Raw genomic sequence first — 19,333 nt, forward strand, 5'->3', positions numbered from 1 at the left:
CGGCCGTCAACTGCCACACGGCCCAGACCAGCAACGTCGCGCCGGCCCAACTCAGCGCGTAGTACGGCACCGCCCCCTCAGTGCCCGTGAGCGCCAGCAGGCGCCCCGTCAGCCACGCGGCCGGACCGGCCTCCGAGAACGGGTCGCCGACTCGGGCTTCCAAACAGGCCACGCCCCAATCCGGATCGACGCGGTCCAGCCGGCACCGCGGCGACGCCAGCACCGCCGGCAGCACGGCGAGGGCCGCCAGCAGCGGGCGGAGCGGGTCGGCGTTCTCCAGCACGCGGAACAGCCGCTCGCCCGGCTTAGCGGCAAGCGCCAGCACCCGGGCGTCGCTGGGGCCCTCGTCCTCGGCCGATCGCGTCCCGGCGGACGCGCCGCCTGCCGGCGACGGCGGGGCGGGGGGCGCCGAGTTCGTCACCGGACCGTCCGGCTCTCTTGGGCGTGGGCGATCACGTCGGCGAGGATCTCCCGCAGCGGCATCGACGGCGCCGTGCCCAGCAGCCCCTTCAGCGCCGTGGTGTCCGGTACGCGGCGGCGGATGTCCTCGAAGTTCGGGCCGTAGGTCGCCTCGTAGGGAACGAACTCGATCTCCGAGGAACTGCCCGACAGTTCGATCACCGTCTCCGCCAGGCGCCGCATCGTGACCGGTTCGTCCGCCCCGAGGTTCCACACCCGGCCGGAGGCTTCGGGGCGCTCGACCAGGCGAAGCACGTGGTCCACCACCTCCCCGACGTGGGCGAAACAGCGTTCCTGGGAGCCGTCGTCGTAGACCTGCAACGGTTCCCCGGCCAAGGCCGCCCGCACGAAGCGGGGGATGACCATGCCGTAGGCGCCCAGCTGCCGCGGGCCGACGACGTTGAAGAACCGGCCGATGATCACCGGGAAGCCGTACTTCTGGCAGTAGGCGAGGGCGAGGAACTCGTCGATCGCCTTGCTGCACCCGTAGGCCCAGCGGGGACGGGCGGTGGGACCGAAAACGAGGTCGTCCTCCTCGGTCCAACGATCCTTCGGGTTCTTGCCGTAGACCTCGCTGGTGCTGGCCAGGAAGAACCGCTGCCCGCCGGCCGCGGCGGCCCGGAGCAGGGTTTCGGTCGGCTGGATGTTCGTCTCGATCGTGCGGGCCGGGTCGTCGGCGACGAGCTTCACCCCCACCGCGGCGGCGAGGTGGTAGATCACGTCGGTGCCGGCGGTGGCCTCCGTAACGGCCTGCGGATCGGTGATGGAGGCCCGGATCACCCGCAGCGCCGGGTGATCCTTGACGGCGGCGAGGTTGCCTTTGCGGCCAGTGCTCAGGTCGTCCAGCACGACGACCTCGTGCCCGTCGCTCAGCAATCGCTCCGTCAGGTGCGACCCGATGAAGCCCGCGCCGCCGGTGACGAGACAGCGGGACACGGCGAGACTTCCACGGGGGAGCGAACGGGGGCGGCCGCCCGGGCGGGGGCGGGCCGTCCATCAAACGAACAACGCCGGGGGACCGCAATCCCCCGGCGCTGCCGGAACCCGCACCTCACGGCGCAGACGTGTTGCCGATCGCTCGGCGATGTCGGCGGGCGCCCCGTGGGACGCCCGACTGAGGCTCAGTTGTCCTGCGACGGGACGGGCTCCAGGTCCTCGTTCAGGTCGTCCGCGGCGTCCTCGGCGGCGTCCAGTTCCGCCGGATCGATCCGACGCAGCGGGCCGTAGCCGGTGATCACCTCGCCCGGGGCCAGATCGATGCCCTCCGTGTTGAAGGAGCCGGTCGTGCCGTAGGTCGTGCCGCCGTAGGTCCCCCCGTACGCGTTCCCGTACGTGCCGTAGTAGGAGCCGTAGTTGGAGGTGTCGAAGTCGTCGAAGTCGCTGGGGAAGTCGACGTTCGGGTTAGCGGCGTCGAAGGCGTCCGGGCTGTCCAGGCCGGACGGCGGCAGCGGATCGCGGTAGGTGTTGCCGTAGCTTTGGCCGGCGGGGACGCCGGGGTCCGGCTGGGGCGTCAGCGGACCGGTGATCGCGGAGCCGCCGCAGTCGCCGGTCGGGCAGGAGTTCGGGCAGACCTGCGTCGGCACGATCCGGCAGACCTCGTAGGGCACCTGACGGGCTACGCACTTCCGCACCAGCCGGGTCACCGGGCGCTGCACGGTCCGGCAGACCGGACGGCAGACCTGCACCTGGTATTCGTAGGGCACCTCTTTCCGCACGCAGTACCGCACCTGACGGGTCCGCGGCTCCTCGACCATCCGGCAGGTCTGGATCGGGACCGTGCGGGTGCGTTCCTCCGTCACCATCCGGGTGGTGGTGACCGGCGTGCGGCAGACGCGTTGCTCCCGCACCATCCGCGTGCAGGTGTAGGGCACCTGCTCGCAGATCTCCTGCCGGACCATCCGGCAGGTGGTCACGGGAATCCGCTGCACGGTCGTCTCCGGCACGCGGCGGCAGACGGTGTAGGGCACCTGACGACGCACGACCTGCGGCACCATCGTGGTGCAGGGCACCTGACGCTGGCAGACCTGCGGCTCGTACACCGGCTTGCAGACCGTCATGCAGTGCGGGCGGAACGCCAGCCGCGGCAGGCAGCAGGGGTCGCACGGGTCCGGCGGGACGAAGCCGAGCTTCGGGGGGAGCGGCACCTGATAGCGGGCCATGCGGAACCGCGGCACCGTGTGGGTGACGGTCCGGTAGGTCGTGACCGGCCGCATCACCGTGTGGCACACCTCCCGCACGTGCGTTTCCGTCACGTTGCGGTAGGTGGTCCGCGGGACCTCCTGGATGACCGTCTCCGTCACCGGACGCATCACGACGCGGCGGACCTCGCGGGTGCGGGTCTCCGTCACGGGCCGCATCACCGTGTAGGGGCGTTCCTGCACGACGGTCTCCGTCACCGGCCGCATCACCGTGTAGGTCTGCTGGCGCTGGGAGGTCTCGAAGACCGGGCGGCGGACCGTGTAGGTCTCCTCGCGCACCTGCGGCTCGAACACGACCCGCGTGGCGGTGCGGGTTTCCGTCTCGAAGACGTTCTCCGTGACCTGCTGCGGGACGTAGCAGACCTCCCGCTCCACGACGGTGTCGTAGACGGTGCGGTAGGCGGTGGTGCGTTCGACGCGGTTCGCCGTGTAGCACGCCGGGGGCGGCGCCGCCTGCGGGCAGCAGCCGAAGCTCGTCAGCCCGCACAGCCCCGCGCTGGCGGGGGCGGGCACAAGGGAGAGGGCGGCCGCGGCGGCGGCGGCGGCGAGGGTCCGGGCGTTCATGGAAAGCTCTCGAGGGGCGGGTTCACTGGGGGAAGTCGTTGCCGCGATCGAAGTCCGCTCCCAGACGGAGCCGACGGTTCGATCGCTCACCTCCCCGGACGCCGCGTCTGTGCGAGGCCGACTCTGTCCATCCCGACCGGCAACCCGTCGTGGGGCGCCGTGCTCCTCCTGAGCGGGGCGGGTCGGCCGCGTCCTGTCTCCCACACAGTGTCCTGTGGGCGCGGGGGGGTTCGCAAAGGGAAAACGCTTCGCCCGCCAGGGTTCGGGAGAACCCCGACGCGGAGGCGGATCCCGACGAAAACTTCGCACGCGGAAGGTCGGCCGGATGGGTAAGTTGCGCCGTTCACGGCCCGCCTCATGTGGCGTTTTGGCGCGCGTCCGCAGAACCGGCGCCGGCCGCGTCCTCACGCGGGGCGTTCCCCAGCCGGCCCCCCTCGACAGCCTCTGCCGGCCGGCCCACACTCCCCCGCACCGCCCTCCCCCTTCCGCCCGCAGCGACCGAACCGCCCGTGCACGTCTTAGTCGTGAACGACGACGGGATTCACTCCCCCGGCCTCGCCGCCCTGGCGACCGCCGCCGCCAAACTGGGCGAGGTCACCGTCGTCGCCCCCGCCGTCGAACAGAGCGGCGTCGGCCTGACCATCACCTACCGCCACCCCCTCATGTATGAGGAGGTGCACCGCCGCGACGACCAGGGCCGGCGCTACCACTACGGCTACGCCGTGCACGGCAGCCCGGCGGACTGCGCCAAGCTGGGCGTGCTGGAACTCGGCCGGCAACTGCGGGGGACGCGGCCGGACCTGACGCTCTCCGGCATTAACCTCGGGGCGAACGTGGGGCACGGGGTGCTGTATTCGGGCACCGTGGCCGGGGCGATCGAGGCGGCGTTCCACGGCGTGACCAGCGTGGCCGTGAGCTGCGTCAGCCGCGACCCGGACGACTGGGCCCCGTTGGCCGACTACGCCGTGGACGTCGCCACCCGCCTGTACGAGGCCGGCCGCGAGCGCTCCGCGGAGGGGGCGGCGTTGTGGAACCTGAACCTCCCCGCCGTCGCTCCGCGGGGCCTCAAGGCGGTGCGGTGCAGCCCGACCCGCCGCGGCGACCTGCTGGAACGCCGCGACAGCCCGGAGGGCCGCCCCTACTACTGGACCGGCATGGATCCGGCGACCGCCGGCGACCCCGCCCCGGACACCGACGCCGGCGCCGTCGCCGCCGGCTACGCGGCCCTGACCCCGCTGCGATACGATCTGACCGAGCCCGCCGGCTTCGCCGAACTGCGGGACCTCGACCTGCCCCTCGACTGACCCCGGCCCCGCCGCCATGCCCGCCGCCCGCTCCCTCCTCATCCTGTGCCTGACGGCGGGTCTCGCGGCGTCGGGGGGCTGCAAAGAGAAGGACGAAATCCCGCCGGAGGTCGACGCGGCCCTGAATCAAAACGGTCCGGCAGACGCCCCCGCCCCGCCGGCGGAGAAGAAGACCGGCATCGTCGGCCGCAAAACGATTGAGGTGCTGGACGCCCCCGCCGTCATCGCCGCCGGCACCCACACGATTTCCCAGGACAAGATCGGCGAGGGCGACCCGATGGGGAACGTCGAATACGGCGGTCCGATCACCGGCCCGCTGAACGCCCTCGGCGGCGCCACCGGCTTCGTCGGCCGCCTGCCGATGCACCAGTGGGTGCAGGGCGAGTACGCCCTGAAGGGCCGCTACCCAACCTACGAGGAGTTCACCGCCTTCCTCCAGAAGAACAAGCAATACGCCATGCCGATGCCCCGGCTGTCGCAGCGGTACGGCTACGACGAGACCCGCGGGGCGGTGGTGCTGCTCGACGTGGTCGGCGGCATCCCGGACGAGGGCGGCTCCCTCGACATGGACGGCGACCGCCTGCTGCCTCAGACCGAGGACTGAACCGCCGCGGCCCCGCCGGGCCGGCCGGACGCACGGTCGTAACGGTTCTGCGCGTCGGAGCGAATCGCATCGGATCGCCGCGGCGAATCCGCCGATGGGCGCCGGTATGACCCGTCACGCCGCCCGCACGCCCGCCGACTTCCGAACCGCCTCCGGGAGACTGCAATTCGCCGTCGTGCGCGGCGCCTGCCTGACGGCGTTGCTGCTCGGGACCCGCACGGCCGTCGCGGCGCCGCCCCCGGCGCCGGCGGCGAGCGGCGGTCCGACGATCCGCATGTGCTCGGCCGTTCGGGAGGGCGCGACGTGCGTCGACGTCGAAATGTCTCCCCGGCGCCCGTTCGCGCTCGGGCGCCGAGCGGCGTCGGACGGGGCGGATCTGCCGCCCGGCCCGGCGGCGTGGCTCGCCCGCGGCCAGTTCTTCAACGACGGCGGCCGCCGCATCTTCTTCCGCCGCGAGGGACGGGGGCCGACGTTGTTGGTCCTGCACGGCTTTCCCACCTCCTCTTACGACTACGCCGCGATCTGGCCGGCCCTGACGGCCCGGTTCGACGTGATCGCCGTCGACCTGCTGGGCTCGGGGTTCTCCGACAAGCCGTTCCCCTACGATTATTCCGTCTTCGAACAGGCGGACATCCTGGTGCGGCTGACGGCGGCCCTGGGCGTCGCCCGCACCCACGTGCTGGCTCACGATTACGGCGGCACCGTGGCCCAGGAAGTGTTAGCCCGCTCCAACGCCGGGACGTCCCCGCTGTGCGTGCAGTCCGCGACGTTCCTCAACGGCGGGCTGTTCGTCGACGCCCAGAATCTGACCCCGGTCCATTATCTTCTCGACTCGCCGCTCGGCGTTCCCGTGGGGGCGCTGACCTGCGAGCCGGTGTTCAAATGCATCACCAACAGTTTTGCGGGCGACGCCGGCCGGAACGGCGTCGTCGATTTGGAAGCTTGGTGGGCGATCCTCAATTACAACCGCGGCAAGCGGGTGATGCACGGGATCATTCAATATCTGGACGAGCGGAAACGGTACGAGGAGCGCTGGACGGCGGCGCTGGCCTGCGCCCCCTGCCCCGTGGCGTATATCTACGGAGCCGAGGACGGCGTCTCCGGGGACTCGATCGCCCGGCGGTTCGCCGAGGTGGTCCCGAACGCCCCCGTGGTGCGGCTGTGCGGTCTGGATCACTACCCGCACGCCGAGGCGGCCGGCCGCACGGCCGGCGTCTTTCACGCCCTGCACGACCGCTTCGGCACGCCGTCGGCGGGGGCGCCGCCTTCGGCGGACCGCGGAGCCGTTCCGCCGCCGCCCGCCCCCCGTTGACGACCGCTCACTCCCACTCGATCGTCGCCGGAGGCTTGCTGCTCACGTCGTAGACGACCCGGTTCACCCCGCGAACGCTGTTGATAATCCGCGTGGCGATCCGGCCCAGCACATCGTGCGGGAGGGGGTACCAGTCGGCGGTCATATAGTCGTCCGTTTTGACCGCCCGCACGCAAATCGTGTCCTCGTAGGTGCGGCCGTCGCCCATCACGCCGACGGACTGCACCGGCAGCAGCACCGCGAAGGCCTGCCGGACGTCCCGGTACAGCCCGGCGGCCCGCAGTTCTTCAATGACGATCGCGTCCGCGGCCCGCAGCGTGGTCAGCTTCTCGGCCGTCACCTCGCCCAGACACCGCACCGCCAACCCGGGGCCGGGGAACGGGTGCCGCCAGACGAGGTCCTCCGGCAAGCCTAATTCCAGCCCCATCGCCCGCACCTCGTCTTTAAAGAGGTTGCGGAGCGGTTCGATCAGTTCGAACCCCAACTCCTCCGGCAGCCCGCCGACGTTGTGGTGCGATTTAATCGTCGCGGCCGGGCCGTCCGGGTTGGCGCCGCTTTCGATCACGTCGGGATATAAAGTGCCCTGGGCGAGGAACCTGGCGTTGGGGATGCTCTCCGCCTCGCGTTTGAAGGCGTCGATAAACTCCCGACCGATAATTTTGCGCTTCTGCTGCGGGTCGGTCACGCCGGCGAGGGCGCCGAGGAACTGGCTGCGGGCGTCGCAGACGTGCAGGTCGGTTTTGAAGTGGTCGCCGAACTCCGTGCGGACCTGCTCCGCCTCGCCCTGCCGGAGCAGACCGTTGTCGACGAAGATGCAGGAGAGTTGGTCGCCGATCGCCTGATACAGCAGCGCCGCGACGACGGAGGAGTCCACCCCGCCGCTGAGCCCGCAGATCACCCGGGCGTCGCCGACCGTCTCGCGGACGCCGGCGATCTCCTCGTCGATGAGGCGGCCGATCTCCCACGTGCCCCGGCAGCCGCACACGGCGGTGACGAAGTTCGCCAGCAGCCGACCGCCGTGCTCGGTGTGGGTGACCTCGGGATGGAATTGCAGCCCGTAGACCGGGCGATCGCGGTGTTTGACGGCGGCGGCGGGGCAGGTGGCGGTGGTCGCCAGCGAGGCGAACGCCTCGCTGAGGCCCTCCACCTGGTCGCCGTGGCTCATCCAGACGGTCGTTTCGCTGGGCAGGCCGTCCAGCAGCGGGTCGGAGGGCTCGGCGAGCCGCAGCGCGGTGCGACCGAACTCCCGGTCGACGCCGGGCTTCACGTCGCAGCCCATCGCCCGGGCCAGCACCTGCATGCCGTAGCAGATGCCCAGCACGGGCACGCCCAACTCGAAGATCTCCGGGTCCGGCTGGGGGGCGCCCTCGGCGTACACGCTGGCCGGGCCGCCGGAGAGGATCAGCCCCTTCGGCGCCAGTTCCCGCACGCGGTCGGCCGAGAGGTCCGGGCGGACGATCTCGCAGAACACGTTCTGCTCGCGGACCCGCCGGGCGATCAGTTGGGCGGTTTGGGAGCCGAAATCGAACACCAGCACGCGGTCTTCGCCGGCCGCTCCGTCCTGCGACGGGGAGAGCGCCGGGGCGAGCGGATCGAGCCCCGATCCAGGGGCGGCGGGGGAGACGGTGCTGGACATCGACCGGTCTGGAAGAAACGAGGGGCCCGTCCGGGTCGGCGGCGGGGAATCCGGCAGTGTAACGCCGTTCCGCCCGATCTGTAGGGCCGGACCGCCCCGCGGGCCGCAGCCGGCGCCCTCAGCCCAGCAGGATCGTTCCGACCCGCCGCCCCGCCCAAACCAGCGCCAGCCCGCCCAGCACGTTCGCCCCCACCTGCAGCAGGGCGACCGGCAGGCGCTCGCCGCGCACCAGAGCGACGGCCTCCTGCCCGAAGGAGGAGAAGGTCGTCAGCCCGCCGAGGAACCCGGTGACGATCAACCCCCGCATCGCCGGGGAGAGGCGGCCGCGGTCCGCGGCGGCGTACATCGCCAGGCCGATCAGGAAGCAGCCGGCCAGATTCACCGCCAGCGTGCCCAGCCAGGGGTGCGTCGGGAACCGCTCCGCCGCCGCCCGGCTCACCAGATACCGGCAGACGGCCCCCGCGGCCCCGCCGACGGCGACCGCGGCGATCAGCCAGACGCCCGGCGTCGCCGCGGCGTCGGCGGGCGGGGGCGCGGCGTCGGCGGCCGCCGTCGCGGGGCTCGTCACGGGGCGTCGGCGATCTTCCAAAGCGTTGCGTCGGAGCGGAAGTAGGCCGCGTTGCCGGCGGCGGCCGGGCTCGCCCACATCCCCTGCTCGCCCAGTTCGTTCGTCGCCAGAACCTTCGGGGCGCCCTCCTCGTCGAAGCCGACGACGACGACCGCCCCCTCGGAGTTCGGGCAGAGCAGCCGGACGTTCTCGCCGGAGCCGACGGCCACCGGCGTCGCCCAGTACTTCCCGTCCAGCCGGGCCTTGCCGATCTCCTCGCCGACGGCGAGGTCCGCGACGGAGAGGATGCCCCCCTGCGTGAGCGTCGCCACCAGCGTGCCCGCGGCCGACCGCACCACGACCGGCGAGGCGTAGGTCGGCCGCAACCGGCCGTTCTGCCAGTCCAACTTGACCGCGTCGGAGCCGACGACCGGCTTCAGGGCGGCGATGCCGTCGGAGACGACGAGAACGCGGTCGCCCTCCTCCATGTCCAACGCGACGGCGGGGGAGACGACGGTGCTGGCCCCGTCGCCCCACTCCCAGGCGATCTCGCCGGTCGCCGGGTCGATCGCCTGCAGGCCGTAGCTGCCCTGGCAGAGGGCTAGGTCGCCCTCGTTGCGGAACTCCGAGCCGGCCGGCAGCAGAACCGGGCTGCTCCAGTTCGCCTTGTTCGGCCGATCGAGAACCCAGCGGGAGGCGCCGGTCGCCGGGTCGAGGCCGAACAGTTTGCTCTCGGCGTCGTTCTCCGCCATCACGATCAGCGTGCGGGAGCCGTCCGCGGCGGCGGTCAGCAGCGGGGAGGAGCTCATCCCCAGGCTGTTCGAGACGTTCGGGTAGTCGGCGGTCAGCCCGCGGTACCAAACGACGTCCCCCTCGGCGGTCAGGCAGACGACGTCGTTGCTGCTGAACTGGGCGAAGACGAACTCGCCGTCGGTGGCGGGGGTCGCGGTGGCGACCCGCATATCCGGTTCGTAGGTGGCGGTGCGGCCCGTCGCCCGGAAGCGGCGGTCCCACAGCTTGGCGCCGGTCGCGTCGTCGAAGGCGAGCACGTGCAGCACGTCCGAGTCGTAGCCGCTGTCGGCGGTGAGGAAGACCCGCCCCGCGGCGACCGCCGGTCCGCTGAAGCCCCCGCCGGGCAAGTCGGCGGCCCAGGCGACGTTCGTGCCGGCGCCGTCGAAGGTCGTCGGCACCGCGGCCGTCGGGCGAGCCCCGGGGCCGAGGAAGCCCCGCCACTCGGCGTCGTCCGCCGGGCCGGCGGCGAGGGCGGCGAGAATCAGCAGCGGCGTCATTCGGTCGCTCCGACTTCGGACGCGGGTTCGGGTTCGCGGAGGGCGGCGCCGGTGGGGTCGGTCACGCGGAACTGCAACTGGTAGGCCTGGGCCCAGCTCTCCTTCTGTTCGTTCTGGAGCAGCTTGACCATCAGCAGGTTGCGGCCGGCGTTCACCTCGCCGGGGATCACGTATTGATCCATCTTCGTGCCGCGGTGGTACTCCTGCCGGGCGAACAGCAGTTCGCCGTTGAGGTACAGCTTGAAGGCGTTCGGCGTGCCGAGGCGGAACGTTACCGGGCCGGCGGCGGGGGCGTCGTACTCCCGGGCCAGCATCACGGCGGAGCCCTTCCAGTTGGTCAGGTCGCCGGCGATGTCGAGGGCGCCGAAGTCCTCGTCGGTCGTCAGCGGTTGCCAGGCGACCGCACCGTCGGCGTCGGGGTGTTCGGAGGGGTAGGTCGCGCCCGAATCGAACCGGCTGGGCGTCTCCTCCGGCGGAAGGGTGCGGTCCCAGCCGACGCCGCCGCGGTGGTCGAAGGGGCCGACGAGCTGCCAGTCCGTCAGAAAGCCGAACTGCCGTTGCAGGTCGACCGGCTCTCCGGCCTCTTCCAGCTTCCCGGCGAGGGTCTCCACCTGGTCACGGTCCAGCGTGCGATCCAGTAGCGCCCGCAACTCGGCGGCGGGGGCGTCGTCCCCCAGGGCGGCCAGCCGGGAGGCGACGGCGGCACGGCGGACGGGCGGGGCGGCGCTGCTCAGCCCGCGGTCGGCGAGGTAGCGGACGGCGGCCTCCGGGGCGCGGTCCTGCAGCAGATCGAACGCCAACGCGGCGGCGTCCGGGTGCGGGTTCTTCGCGGTCAGCACGCCCGTCAGCGCCGGCGCCAGTTCGGCGGGGGGCAGGTCGTCCGCGACGGCCTGCACTGTCCCGGCGAGCAGGTTGCGGCCGACCGGCCCGGCGTCGTGGAAGGCGGCGAACAGCGCCGGCAGGCGGTCGGCCGGGGCGTCGTTCAAGCGGGACAGGGCCTCGGCGGCCTCCGCCGCGCCCTCCCCTTTCGGCCCCACGGCGACGACGGCGGCGAGATCCGACTCAAACCCAGCCTCGATCCCGGCCGGCGCCGGGGCGACCCCGACGGACAGCAGGGTCAAAACCGCAACGGTAACGCAACCCCGCATTCGGACTGGACCGGCGGGTCCGCTCGGTGCGATAGATGTTGCCACAGGGTTCGCTCGACGGAGGACGGAGCCGAATCAGCCGATATTACCGGGGGCCTCCGCCGCCCGGAACCGTCCGCCGCCCGCCGCCCCGGCGGGCGTCCCCGTCCCGGGCCGACCCCCTGCGAAGGATCGCTCCCGTGTTCGCCCGCCTCGTCCGTCGCCAGCCGCTCACCGCCTTTTGCGCGGCGGCGGTCTGCTGCGCGGCGGCGGTCGGCGGCGGGGCGCACGCCGACGACCTGTGCACCCACGACGCGGGCGGCGGACCTCTCCAGCAACCCGGGCTGAACTGCCCCTACTGCGCCGCGGACGACGACGTCTGGCGCTGGCGCCTGCTGCCCTCCTCCCTGCTGTTCAAGCCGTACGTCGCCGGCGTGAAGGCCGCCCGGATGGCCGGCGTGATCAACCACGTCGAGGGCGGCCGGATGGGCGAGACGACCCTGGACGGCTCCCTCGGCGCCCGCATCGGCGTCGTGCGGTTCGGGCAGGACGGCCCGGACGGCGACGGCTGGCAACTCGACATCGAGGCCGCCGCCTTCCCCCGGCTCAACGCCGACGAGGAGATGGACGTCGACGCCACCGACTTTCGGGCCGGCGTGCCCCTCTCCTATCGCAGCGGGGGGACGGCGTTCACCTTCGGGTACGACCACATCAGCACCCATGTCGGCGACGAGTTCCTCGTCCGCAATCCGACCTTCGAGCGGGTGAACTACTCCCGCGACGCCCTGCTGTTCGGCGTGCGGCAGGACCTCTCCCCCGAACTGACCGCCTACGCCGAGGCGGCGTACGCCTTCTATCGGGACGGCGGTTCCGCACCGTGGGCCCTCCAGTTCGGGGCGGAGTACTTCGACGAGATCAGCCCGGGAACCGGCGGCCCCGTCGCCGCCGCCAACGTCCAGCTGCGGGAGGAGTACGACTTCGCCGGCCGCTTCATCACGGTCGTCGGCTGGCAGTTCCGCGAACCGGAGACCGGCCGCCTGCTCCGCTTCGCCGCCCAGTACGACGCCGGCAAGAGCCCCTACTACGAACTGTTCGGCGAGAACGAAACCGCGATCGGCCTCGGCGTGTTCTACGACTACTGAGAACGGCCCTGACCGCCCTCATTCCCGCACGAACACGACCTGCCCGCAGCGGTCGAGCGGGTTGGACCGCGTGCGGCGCTGCCGACGGAGGCCGCGGGCGGTTGCCCGTTCCGTCAGGCGGTCCGCGGAGACGCAGGGCCCCGGGTCCAGCGCCGCGACGCCGCCGGGCCGCAACACGCGGGCAGTTTCGTCCAGGCAGGCGTTCAGGTCGCCGCCGGTGAGGTGATGGCCGATCACCCCGCTGCTGTTCACCAGGTCGAGGGAGCCGTCGGCCAGCGGGGCGCCGTCGGCGTCCGTCAGCGGACCGACGGCGCTGCCCTCCACGAACCGCACCGTGCAGCGGCCCGTGCGGTTCGGGTACTGCCGGCGGCGGGCGACGGCGACCAGGGGGGCGGCGAACTCCACCCCCGTCACCTCGGAGCCGTCGGGCAGGCAGTAGGCCAGCACGGCCGTGCTGCCGCCCGTCCCGCAGCCCAGATCGACCGCCCGCAGCGGCCCGCCGTCCGGCCGGGCGACCGGCAGCAGGCCGTCCAGGGACGCGGGAATCGTCCGCCAATTTGCCCAGGCCTGACGGCCGTTGATCGCATCGAATTCCTCGGCGGACATCGCCGCGTAGGCCGCCTCGACCCGGACGGGGTCCGCGGAGCGAAAGTCCACGCCGCGGGCCCGCAGCGCCCGTTCCGTCCGCCACTGCCGCCACACGACCGCGAGGAGGTTCCCCGGCCCGGCGCCCTTCACCTCCCCCGGCGGGCAGCGGAGCAAGCCGTCGGAGGCCTCGGCGGCGGCGGTGCGAAGGGCGGAGGCGCTCATGCGGCGGGTTGAAAGCGATCGGCGAGCCGGGAGTGTAGATTCCCCGCTGACGCCCGTCGCCTGCCCGCGGCACGGACGCCCCCGTCCCCCGCCCCGTCCCCGACTGTGTCGCCGCCCGTCCCCCCCGTCGTCCCGACCGTGCATCTCGTCGGGGCCGGACCGGGCGACGCCGGTCTGCTGACCCGCCGGGGCGAGGAGTTGCTCCGGGCCGCGGAGGTCGTGCTGGCGGACGCCCTCGTCGGCCCCGGCGTGCTGGCGCTGGCGAACCCCGCGGCGGAGATCGTCACCCGCACGCACTCCCCGGCCGACGCCCCCGGCGCCCGGGAGACGAACCAGCGGGCCCTGATCGCCCGCATGATCGCCGAGGCCCAAGCCGGGCGGCGGGTGGTGCGGCTGAAGGGCGGGGACCCGTCGATCTTCGGCCGCGGAACCGAGGAGGCCGACGCCCTGCTGGCCGCCGGCGTGCCGGTGGAGGTCGTGCCGGGGGTGACGGCGGCGATCGCGGCGTCCGGGCTCTCCGGCATCCCGCTGACGCACCGCGACCGGGCCGGCGCCGTCTGCTTCGTCACCGGCCACGACGCCGGCCGCCGCAGGGAGCGGATCGACTGGCGCGCCCTCGCCGCCTTCCCCGGCACGCGGGTGTTCTACATGGGCCGCCGCCGGCTCGGCCGCATCGCCGCCTCGTTGACGGAGCACGGCCTGGACCCGGCCACGCCCGCGGCGGTCGTGTCCCAGGCCGCCACGCCGCGGCAACGCACGGTCTGCGGAACGGTGGGAACGATCGCCGCCGAGTGCGACGCCGTCGCCCTGCCCGGGCCGGCGATCCTGCTGGTCGGCGCCGCCGCGACGGCCCCCGGCGCCCGCGGCTGGTGGGAACGCCGCCCGCTGGCCGGCCGCACCGTCGCCTGCGTGGGGTCGGAGGGAACCGCCGCGCCGCGGGACGCCCTGCGATCGAAGGGGGCGGACTCGGTCGAGGTCACGCTGCTCCGCATCGAGCCGGAACCGGGCCGCACGCCGGCCGAAGCGCAGGCGCTGCTGTCGGAGGCGGACTGGGTCGCGTTCACCTCGAAGAACGGCGTGACGCATTTCCTCGAAGACGTGCCGGACAGCCGCGGTTTGGCGGGGGTGAAGCTCGCCGCGGTCGGGCCGAGCACCGCGGAGGCGCTGCGGGACTACCGCGTGCGGGCGGATCTCGTGCCGGAGGAGTTCCACGCCGAGGCCCTCGCCGACGCCCTCGCCCCGCACGTGAAGGGCCGGCGAGTCCTGTGGCCGACCTGCCCGGAGGCGAAACCGACGCTCGCCGACCGGCTGACCGCCGCCGGGGCGGCGGTGCGGCGGGTGCACGTCTACCGGCAGGAACCGGCGACGGCGCTGCCGGCGGACGCCGCCGCCCTGTTGGACGCGGGGCGGCTGGACTGGGCGCTGATCGCCAGCGGGAACCTCGCCCGGACGTTTGCGGAGCTGACGGAGCGGTCCCCCGGCCGGGAGCGGTTGCAGGTCGCCGCGATCAGCGAGAACGTCGCCGCGGCCTGCCGCGACGCCGGCCTGCCCGTCGCCGCCGTCGCCGCGGAGGCGACCTGGGACGGCTTGGTGGAGGCGGTTTGCGAGGCGGAAGCGACCGGGTAGCGGCCGGTGTGCGGTTTCGCACGCGGCGTTTCGTCCCCCCGCGCGCCGAGGTTCGCCTTGACCGCCCGGGGCCTGTTGATTGAACGTCCGCGGCAAGCACGACACCGGGCCGGCGTCCCGCCGACCCTCCCCCCGGCACGGACGCCGCCATGCACGCCCCCCCCGCGGTTCCCCCCGCCGCGTCGCCCTCCCTCAAAACCCGGCTGAGCCGCTGGGCGGCGGGCCTGTTCATCGGCGGCTACCTCAGCGTGCTGGGCGCCGGCGTGGCCGCCCACGCGTTGGAGTTCAATCAGGGCGCCCACCCCCTGATGTACTACATCGTCTGGGACATGTTCTGCGGCTGGAGCGCCCAGAGCTACCGCACCCACGTGATCGCCGAGGGCGAGAGCGGGACCTGGTACGAGGTCGGCACGGGCCCCTGGGAGGAGTCCCGCCCCTTCCGCCCGTACGGCGACTTGGCCCGCATTCATTACGACGTGAACGCCACCCACAGCGCCCGGGCGGCGTTGAACGTCCTGCGGCACACCTCCCACGAGCCGATCGTCCGCATCGCGTTGGTGGAGGAAGTCTGGGCGAAGAAATTCAATCTGCCGGAGCCGCACTGGTCCGAACGTTGGAACGTGCCGAAGGACCCGGCGAGTTACTACGCCGTGCGGCACGTGCTCTCGGCGGATGGGCAGTTGCTCGGGTCGCGGCCGGGTTGGGCGACGGAGGTGGTCCAGCGGCACGTGCAGGACCGCGAGAAAATCCGGCGGCTCTCCGCCCGCGCCGCCCCAATGCTGGCCGGCTCCGGCCGGACCACGCACGCCGGACCGGCGGTCGAGCGCCGCGGCGCGACGGGGGTCGTCCCCGCCGGACACTTCTCGACGTTCGCCGACTGATCCGCCCCCGGCCCGACCCGGTCCGCCCCCCGCACGCCCCGCCCCCGACCCCGCCATGTCCCCCGCCGAATCGGTTCCCGCCCCGTCGGAAGCGTCCGACGGCCCCTCGTTCGCTGAATTGAAGCGCTCGGTCGGGCGGTTCTTTTTCGCCGAGGAGGTTCCTTACGGCCCCGCGGCGGTGCGGATCGCCCTCGCCGTGCCGATCCTGCACGACGCGATCAAACGTTGGCCGCACGCCCGGGAGCTGTACTCGGCGGACGGCGCCCCCGCGGCCCTGTGGCACACCTACGGCCTGCCGAACGCCGTCCCGGAGCTGCCCGGCTGGGCGGCGGTGGGGCTGTATTCGCTGTATTTCTTCGCCCTGGTCGCGGCGCTGGTCGGTTGGAAGGCGCGGACGAGCTGCGCCCTCGCCGCGGCGGGGTGCTTTTATTTCGGCTCCCTGGACGCGACGGGCACGCTGAATAAATATCTCGTCGTCGCCACGCACCTGTTCGTCTTATTGAGCCTGAGTGGCTGCGGCGCCGTCTGGAGCGTCGACGCCCGCCTCGCCCGCCGGGCCGCCGAGGCCCGCGGCGCGACCTGGACGCCGGAGCGGGCCCCCGCCTGGCCCCGCCGGCTCATGCAGTTCCTGATCGCGATCGTGTACTTCGGGGCGGCGTTCACCAAAATCCATATGCCGGAGTTCTTTAACGCCGAGCAGATGACCTATTGGATGGTCACGAACGTCAACGGCGTGCACCCGCTCGGCCCGCTGCTGGCGGTCAACCCGGTCCTGTTGCAGATCGGCGCCTACTCGACCTGCCTGTGGGAGATCACCTTCCTGATGATGGCCTGGCGGGGCTGGGGCCGCCGGATCTGGCTGACGTTGGGCGCGTCGTTCCACTTTATGACGACGCTCTCCCTGGGCCTGTTTATTTTCCCGCTGGTGAGCGTCGCCGCCTACTGGGCCTTTTTGAACGAGCGGGACGTGGCCGCGTTCCGCCGGCGGTGGGCGTGGTTATGCGAGACCGTGCGAACGAAGCGGCCGGGGCTGGCGAACGCGCTGCGGTCGCTGTGGCCGCCGCGGGTCGCCCTGCCGGCGGTTCCCGCACCGGCGACGCGGTGGGGGTACCTCGTCGCGGCCCCGCTGGTCGCGGTTCTCGGGATGGGGGCCGAATATCAGCTGGACCCGTACGGGGAGCGCGGCGCCGACGGACCGCTGCCGCTCAAGGAAGTCGATCCGGCGCTGGTGCGGTCGATGACCGGCCCGCACCGCCCGCCCCGCCCCGCGGACCTGCTGTGGGACTTCGACCTCGGCCGCCGCCTGATCGGCGGGCACCTGATCGGCCGCAGCGATGAGTTCGACTGCTCCGGGACGATTCTGGCCCAGGCGTGGCTCTCCCCGCCGCACGACGACGTGGTGCTCGAATGCGTGCTGCACCACGCCGACGGCCCGGACGGCTCCGGCCCGGCGATCGCCCGGCAGAACGCTGTGCTGCCCCGTGAACAGGCCCGGCACACCTTCGACTGGACGGTGGACGAGTGCCTGATGCCGGGGCCCTACCGCATGACGTTGAAGATCGACGGCGTGCCCGTGGCGCACGAGTTCTTCTCGATCGCCGCCCCCTGACCGCCCCCCGCTCGCCTCGCCCCCCGGTCGTACCGACTCCCATTCGTCCCGCCCCCGGCCGGCACGCCGCCGACTTGCTCCCGCCGTCCGGCGGTCGTCGCTGACGCCCGCCGGGTGTGGTAGGTTGGGCCTGTTCGGGGCCGCGGTTCGTCCCGGTCGCTCGCTTCCCCCCGCCCGGCGCCCGCTTCCGTGTGGCTCGTGTCCTATTTGCAGCCCCTGTGGATTGCGTTCGGTCTGGCGACCGTGGTCTTCGCCGGGTGGGCGGTGATCAGCGGGAAGGCGAAGTTCCTGGCGGTGGCGGGGGTCTGCCTGCTGTTGGGCGCCGCGGCGTTCGGGGCGGATTGGTACATCGTCACCGAGGCGGAGAAGGTCGAAGCCCTCATTGACGAACTCGCCGACGCCGCGGTCGCCGGCGATGCGGAGCAGGTGCTCAGCTACTTCTCCCCGACCGCGGTCATCCCCCGGACCACGGTGGCCTTTGGGCTGAACCTCGTCACCATCGAGGACGACCTGCGGCTGACCGACCGCAGCACGACCGTCACCGCGAACGACACCCAGGCCGTCTCCGACTTCCGGGCCAACGGCACCGTCCGCGTGCCGCAGCTCGGCGGCGCCGGCAAGCATTTCCCTACCAAATGGCAATTGGTCTGGCGCAAGGAAGCCGGCGAGTGGAAGATCACCGAGGTCCGCCGCTTCAACCCGATCACCGACGAGCCGATCGACCTGCTGGCCCGCATGTAGCCCGCGGCCGCGGCTCCTCCCCGGGGACGGGCCGGGGGCGGGTCAGGGACCGAACTGGGCCCGTTGGCTGTAAAGCACCGTCGTATCGACGGACCCGCCGGCGCTGATCTGCACGCGGTTGATCCGCACCGCCCCGGAGGAGCTGAAGCCCGGCTGCGTCCCCACCCAGGCCGGTCGGTAAGCCTCCCGCGAAACCGGCTGCGGCAGCTTATAGGCCAGGTGCGGGGGAACGTGGTGCGAGAAGTAGCTCGGTCGGCTCATCCAGCGGTCGGCCCCCCGGGCGCCGTTCGTCAAGGCTCCGCCCAGCAGCGCGACCGCAAACGCGGCCCAGAGCAGGCGGCGAAGGAACGCGGCGCGATCGTCGGCGTGCTGCGGGGCGGTCTGCGGCGAAGTCATGGCGGAGCGGCGGGATGATGCGAAACGACAACGTCCTTGGCCCCCGATGAGGCGTTCCGGCAACGCCGGGCGGCCTGCGGGGGCGGTTGGGGACGCGATTCCCCTTCAACGCGAACCGCGTGCCGAAGTGTGATCAATGATTCCCGACGACCACCCGTGCCCGCAGCGGACGGTGGTCGGAGCCGACATTCGGCCCCGCCTCCAAAGACGTGACGTACGCCCCGCCGCCGGCGAGGACATGATCGATCGGCAGGGCGAACAGTGGGTGTTGGGCCTGCCAACTGACCGGCGACCGCCCCCCGCCGCGGGGGTCGCTCAGAGCCGCGTCGTCCAATAAATCGGCGAAGTACGGGCTCCACGGCGTGCAGTTCAGATCGCCGCAGACGGCGACCGGCCCGTCGGTCGCCGCGACTTGCTGCGCGATCTCCGTCATCTGCCGGTTCCGTTGAGCGGCGTTCTCCGCCCCGATCGGCGGCAGGGTGTGCACGTTGAACAGGACGAGGTTCGACTCTCGAAGCGGAACCGTCGCCCGGATCATCGGCACGCCCTCTAGGTCGATCGTCTCGAACGTCGCGGAAAATCGACTATAGATCGCTATGCCAAAGTTATCCGATCGCGGCACGACCAGTCGGTTGGGGTAACGCTCGTGCAGCGGGGCGAGGTCCGCGGCCCAGCGGGCGTCGATCTCCTGGAGGCATACGACCTCCGGGTCCTTCTCCTCCAGATAGGTCAGCAGCGGGGCGGCGTCCGCATTGCGGGTCAGCACGTTCGCCGAAACGATCGTCACCTGCCCGATCGGCTTATCAAATCGCAAGGTCAGTAGCGGCCCGCCGTACAGGAGAGCCGCGACGCCGCACAGCGCCAGCGGCCGCCACTGCCGGGCGCACAGCAGCACGAGTCCGACCGCCCCCGTTGCCAGCAGCCATTGGAAGCGAAAGTGCGTGAACAGCTCCGCGAACCACCACCAGCGGCCGGCCAGTCCGATCAGCCAGGGGACGAACGGCAGCGCCGCGAGGGCCCACCACAGGCGGGAGCGCCGCCGCCGCTCCGCCGAACCGGTCGACGGCCGGGCGGGCGGTTCGTCCACG

18 protein-coding genes are annotated in these 19,333 nt (G+C 72.4%); 8 read left to right on the forward strand and 10 right to left on the reverse strand.

The genetic code is table 11. The annotated features are described in order from the left end of the window. The 3 genes from ACG2DA_RS05685 to ACG2DA_RS05695 all read right to left on the reverse strand — a co-directional run. Window positions 1–421 (reverse strand): hypothetical protein (locus ACG2DA_RS05685; RefSeq protein WP_395254509.1); only part of this gene is annotated, 421 nt, incomplete at its 3' end. Next, entirely contained in the window at window positions 418–1,395 is a 978-nt protein-coding gene (locus ACG2DA_RS05690) for an NAD-dependent epimerase/dehydratase family protein (protein ID WP_395254510.1), read from the reverse strand. The genes ACG2DA_RS05685 and ACG2DA_RS05690, both read right to left, overlap by 4 nt. 185 nt (window positions 1,396–1,580) lie before the next feature. Further along, entirely contained in the window at window positions 1,581–3,221 is a 1,641-nt protein-coding gene (locus ACG2DA_RS05695; protein ID WP_395254511.1) for a hypothetical protein, read from the reverse strand. Window positions 3,222–3,730: 509 nt separating this feature from the next. On the opposite strand from ACG2DA_RS05695, the gene surE reads away from it, so the two are divergent. The 3 genes from surE to ACG2DA_RS05710 all read left to right on the forward strand — a co-directional run bounded on the left by surE (window position 3,731) and on the right by ACG2DA_RS05710 (window position 6,441). After that, a complete protein-coding gene (surE, locus tag ACG2DA_RS05700; RefSeq protein ID WP_395254512.1) occupies window positions 3,731–4,525 on the forward strand; it encodes a 5'/3'-nucleotidase SurE in 795 nt (264 codons plus the stop codon). Window positions 4,526–4,541: 16 nt separating this feature from the next. Further along, on the forward strand, window positions 4,542–5,129 hold the full coding sequence (locus ACG2DA_RS05705) for a hypothetical protein (RefSeq protein ID WP_395254513.1): 588 nt from the start codon (window positions 4,542–4,544) through the stop codon (window positions 5,127–5,129). Window positions 5,130–5,235: 106 nt separating this feature from the next. Further along, entirely contained in the window at window positions 5,236–6,441 is a 1,206-nt protein-coding gene (locus tag ACG2DA_RS05710; protein ID WP_395254514.1) for an alpha/beta fold hydrolase, read from the forward strand. Between the two features lie 7 nt (window positions 6,442–6,448). On the opposite strand, the gene guaA is transcribed toward ACG2DA_RS05710, so the two are convergent. The 4 genes from guaA to ACG2DA_RS05730 all read right to left on the reverse strand — a co-directional run bounded on the left by guaA (window position 6,449) and on the right by ACG2DA_RS05730 (window position 11,034). Then, window positions 6,449–8,077 carry a glutamine-hydrolyzing GMP synthase gene (gene guaA, locus ACG2DA_RS05715; RefSeq protein WP_395254515.1) on the reverse strand — a complete coding sequence of 543 codons (1,629 nt, stop codon included), beginning with the start codon at window positions 8,075–8,077 and terminating at the stop codon, window positions 6,449–6,451. Between the two features lie 118 nt (window positions 8,078–8,195). Next, a complete protein-coding gene (gene crcB, locus ACG2DA_RS05720) occupies window positions 8,196–8,645 on the reverse strand; it encodes a fluoride efflux transporter CrcB (RefSeq protein WP_395254516.1) in 450 nt (149 codons plus the stop codon). Next, window positions 8,642–9,913 (reverse strand): PQQ-binding-like beta-propeller repeat protein, encoded by a 1,272-nt coding sequence (locus ACG2DA_RS05725; RefSeq protein WP_395254517.1) that lies wholly within the window; start codon window positions 9,911–9,913, stop codon window positions 8,642–8,644. The genes crcB and ACG2DA_RS05725 overlap by 4 nt, the downstream gene beginning before the upstream one ends. Then, window positions 9,910–11,034: a hypothetical protein gene (locus ACG2DA_RS05730; RefSeq protein ID WP_395254518.1), complete on the reverse strand. Its 1,125-nt coding sequence runs from the start codon at window positions 11,032–11,034 to the stop codon at window positions 9,910–9,912. Before ACG2DA_RS05730 ends, ACG2DA_RS05725 begins: the two co-directional genes overlap by 4 nt. Before the next feature lie 206 nt (window positions 11,035–11,240). Between ACG2DA_RS05730 and ACG2DA_RS05735 the strand changes: the two genes are divergently transcribed. Further along, window positions 11,241–12,182 (forward strand): DUF1207 domain-containing protein, encoded by a 942-nt coding sequence (locus tag ACG2DA_RS05735; RefSeq protein ID WP_395254519.1) that lies wholly within the window; start codon window positions 11,241–11,243, stop codon window positions 12,180–12,182. An 18-nt stretch (window positions 12,183–12,200) separates the two neighbouring features. On the opposite strand, the gene ACG2DA_RS05740 is transcribed toward ACG2DA_RS05735, so the two are convergent. Next, a complete protein-coding gene (locus ACG2DA_RS05740) occupies window positions 12,201–12,992 on the reverse strand; it encodes a class I SAM-dependent methyltransferase (protein WP_395254520.1) in 792 nt (263 codons plus the stop codon). A gap of 105 nt (window positions 12,993–13,097) precedes the next feature. Between ACG2DA_RS05740 and cobA the strand changes: the two genes are divergently transcribed. The 4 genes from cobA (at window position 13,098) to ACG2DA_RS05760 (ending at window position 17,849) form a co-directional block, all read left to right on the forward strand. Then, window positions 13,098–14,618: a uroporphyrinogen-III C-methyltransferase gene (gene cobA, locus ACG2DA_RS05745; protein ID WP_395254521.1), complete on the forward strand. Its 1,521-nt coding sequence runs from the start codon at window positions 13,098–13,100 to the stop codon at window positions 14,616–14,618. A 149-nt stretch (window positions 14,619–14,767) separates the two neighbouring features. Next, on the forward strand, window positions 14,768–15,499 hold the full coding sequence (locus ACG2DA_RS05750; protein ID WP_395254522.1) for a hypothetical protein: 732 nt from the start codon (window positions 14,768–14,770) through the stop codon (window positions 15,497–15,499). Between the two features lie 55 nt (window positions 15,500–15,554). Next, window positions 15,555–17,108 carry an HTTM domain-containing protein gene (locus ACG2DA_RS05755; RefSeq protein WP_395254523.1) on the forward strand — a complete coding sequence of 518 codons (1,554 nt, stop codon included), beginning with the start codon at window positions 15,555–15,557 and terminating at the stop codon, window positions 17,106–17,108. Window positions 17,109–17,306: 198 nt separating this feature from the next. Next, entirely contained in the window at window positions 17,307–17,849 is a 543-nt protein-coding gene (locus tag ACG2DA_RS05760; protein WP_395254524.1) for a hypothetical protein, read from the forward strand. A 42-nt stretch (window positions 17,850–17,891) separates the two neighbouring features. Here ACG2DA_RS05760 and ACG2DA_RS05765 read toward each other — a convergent pair whose 3' ends face one another. Together ACG2DA_RS05765 and ACG2DA_RS05770 are read right to left on the reverse strand one after the other, a co-directional pair. Further along, complete coding sequence (locus ACG2DA_RS05765) at window positions 17,892–18,245, reverse strand: hypothetical protein (protein ID WP_395254525.1); 354 nt, start codon at window positions 18,243–18,245, stop codon at window positions 17,892–17,894. A gap of 133 nt (window positions 18,246–18,378) precedes the next feature. Next, window positions 18,379–19,332 carry an endonuclease/exonuclease/phosphatase family protein gene (locus ACG2DA_RS05770; RefSeq protein WP_395254526.1) on the reverse strand — a complete coding sequence of 318 codons (954 nt, stop codon included), beginning with the start codon at window positions 19,330–19,332 and terminating at the stop codon, window positions 18,379–18,381. Window position 19,333 lies beyond the last annotated feature (1 nt).

The organism is Alienimonas sp. DA493, from assembly GCF_043951915.1.
Classification (GTDB): domain Bacteria; phylum Planctomycetota; class Planctomycetia; order Planctomycetales; family Planctomycetaceae; genus Alienimonas.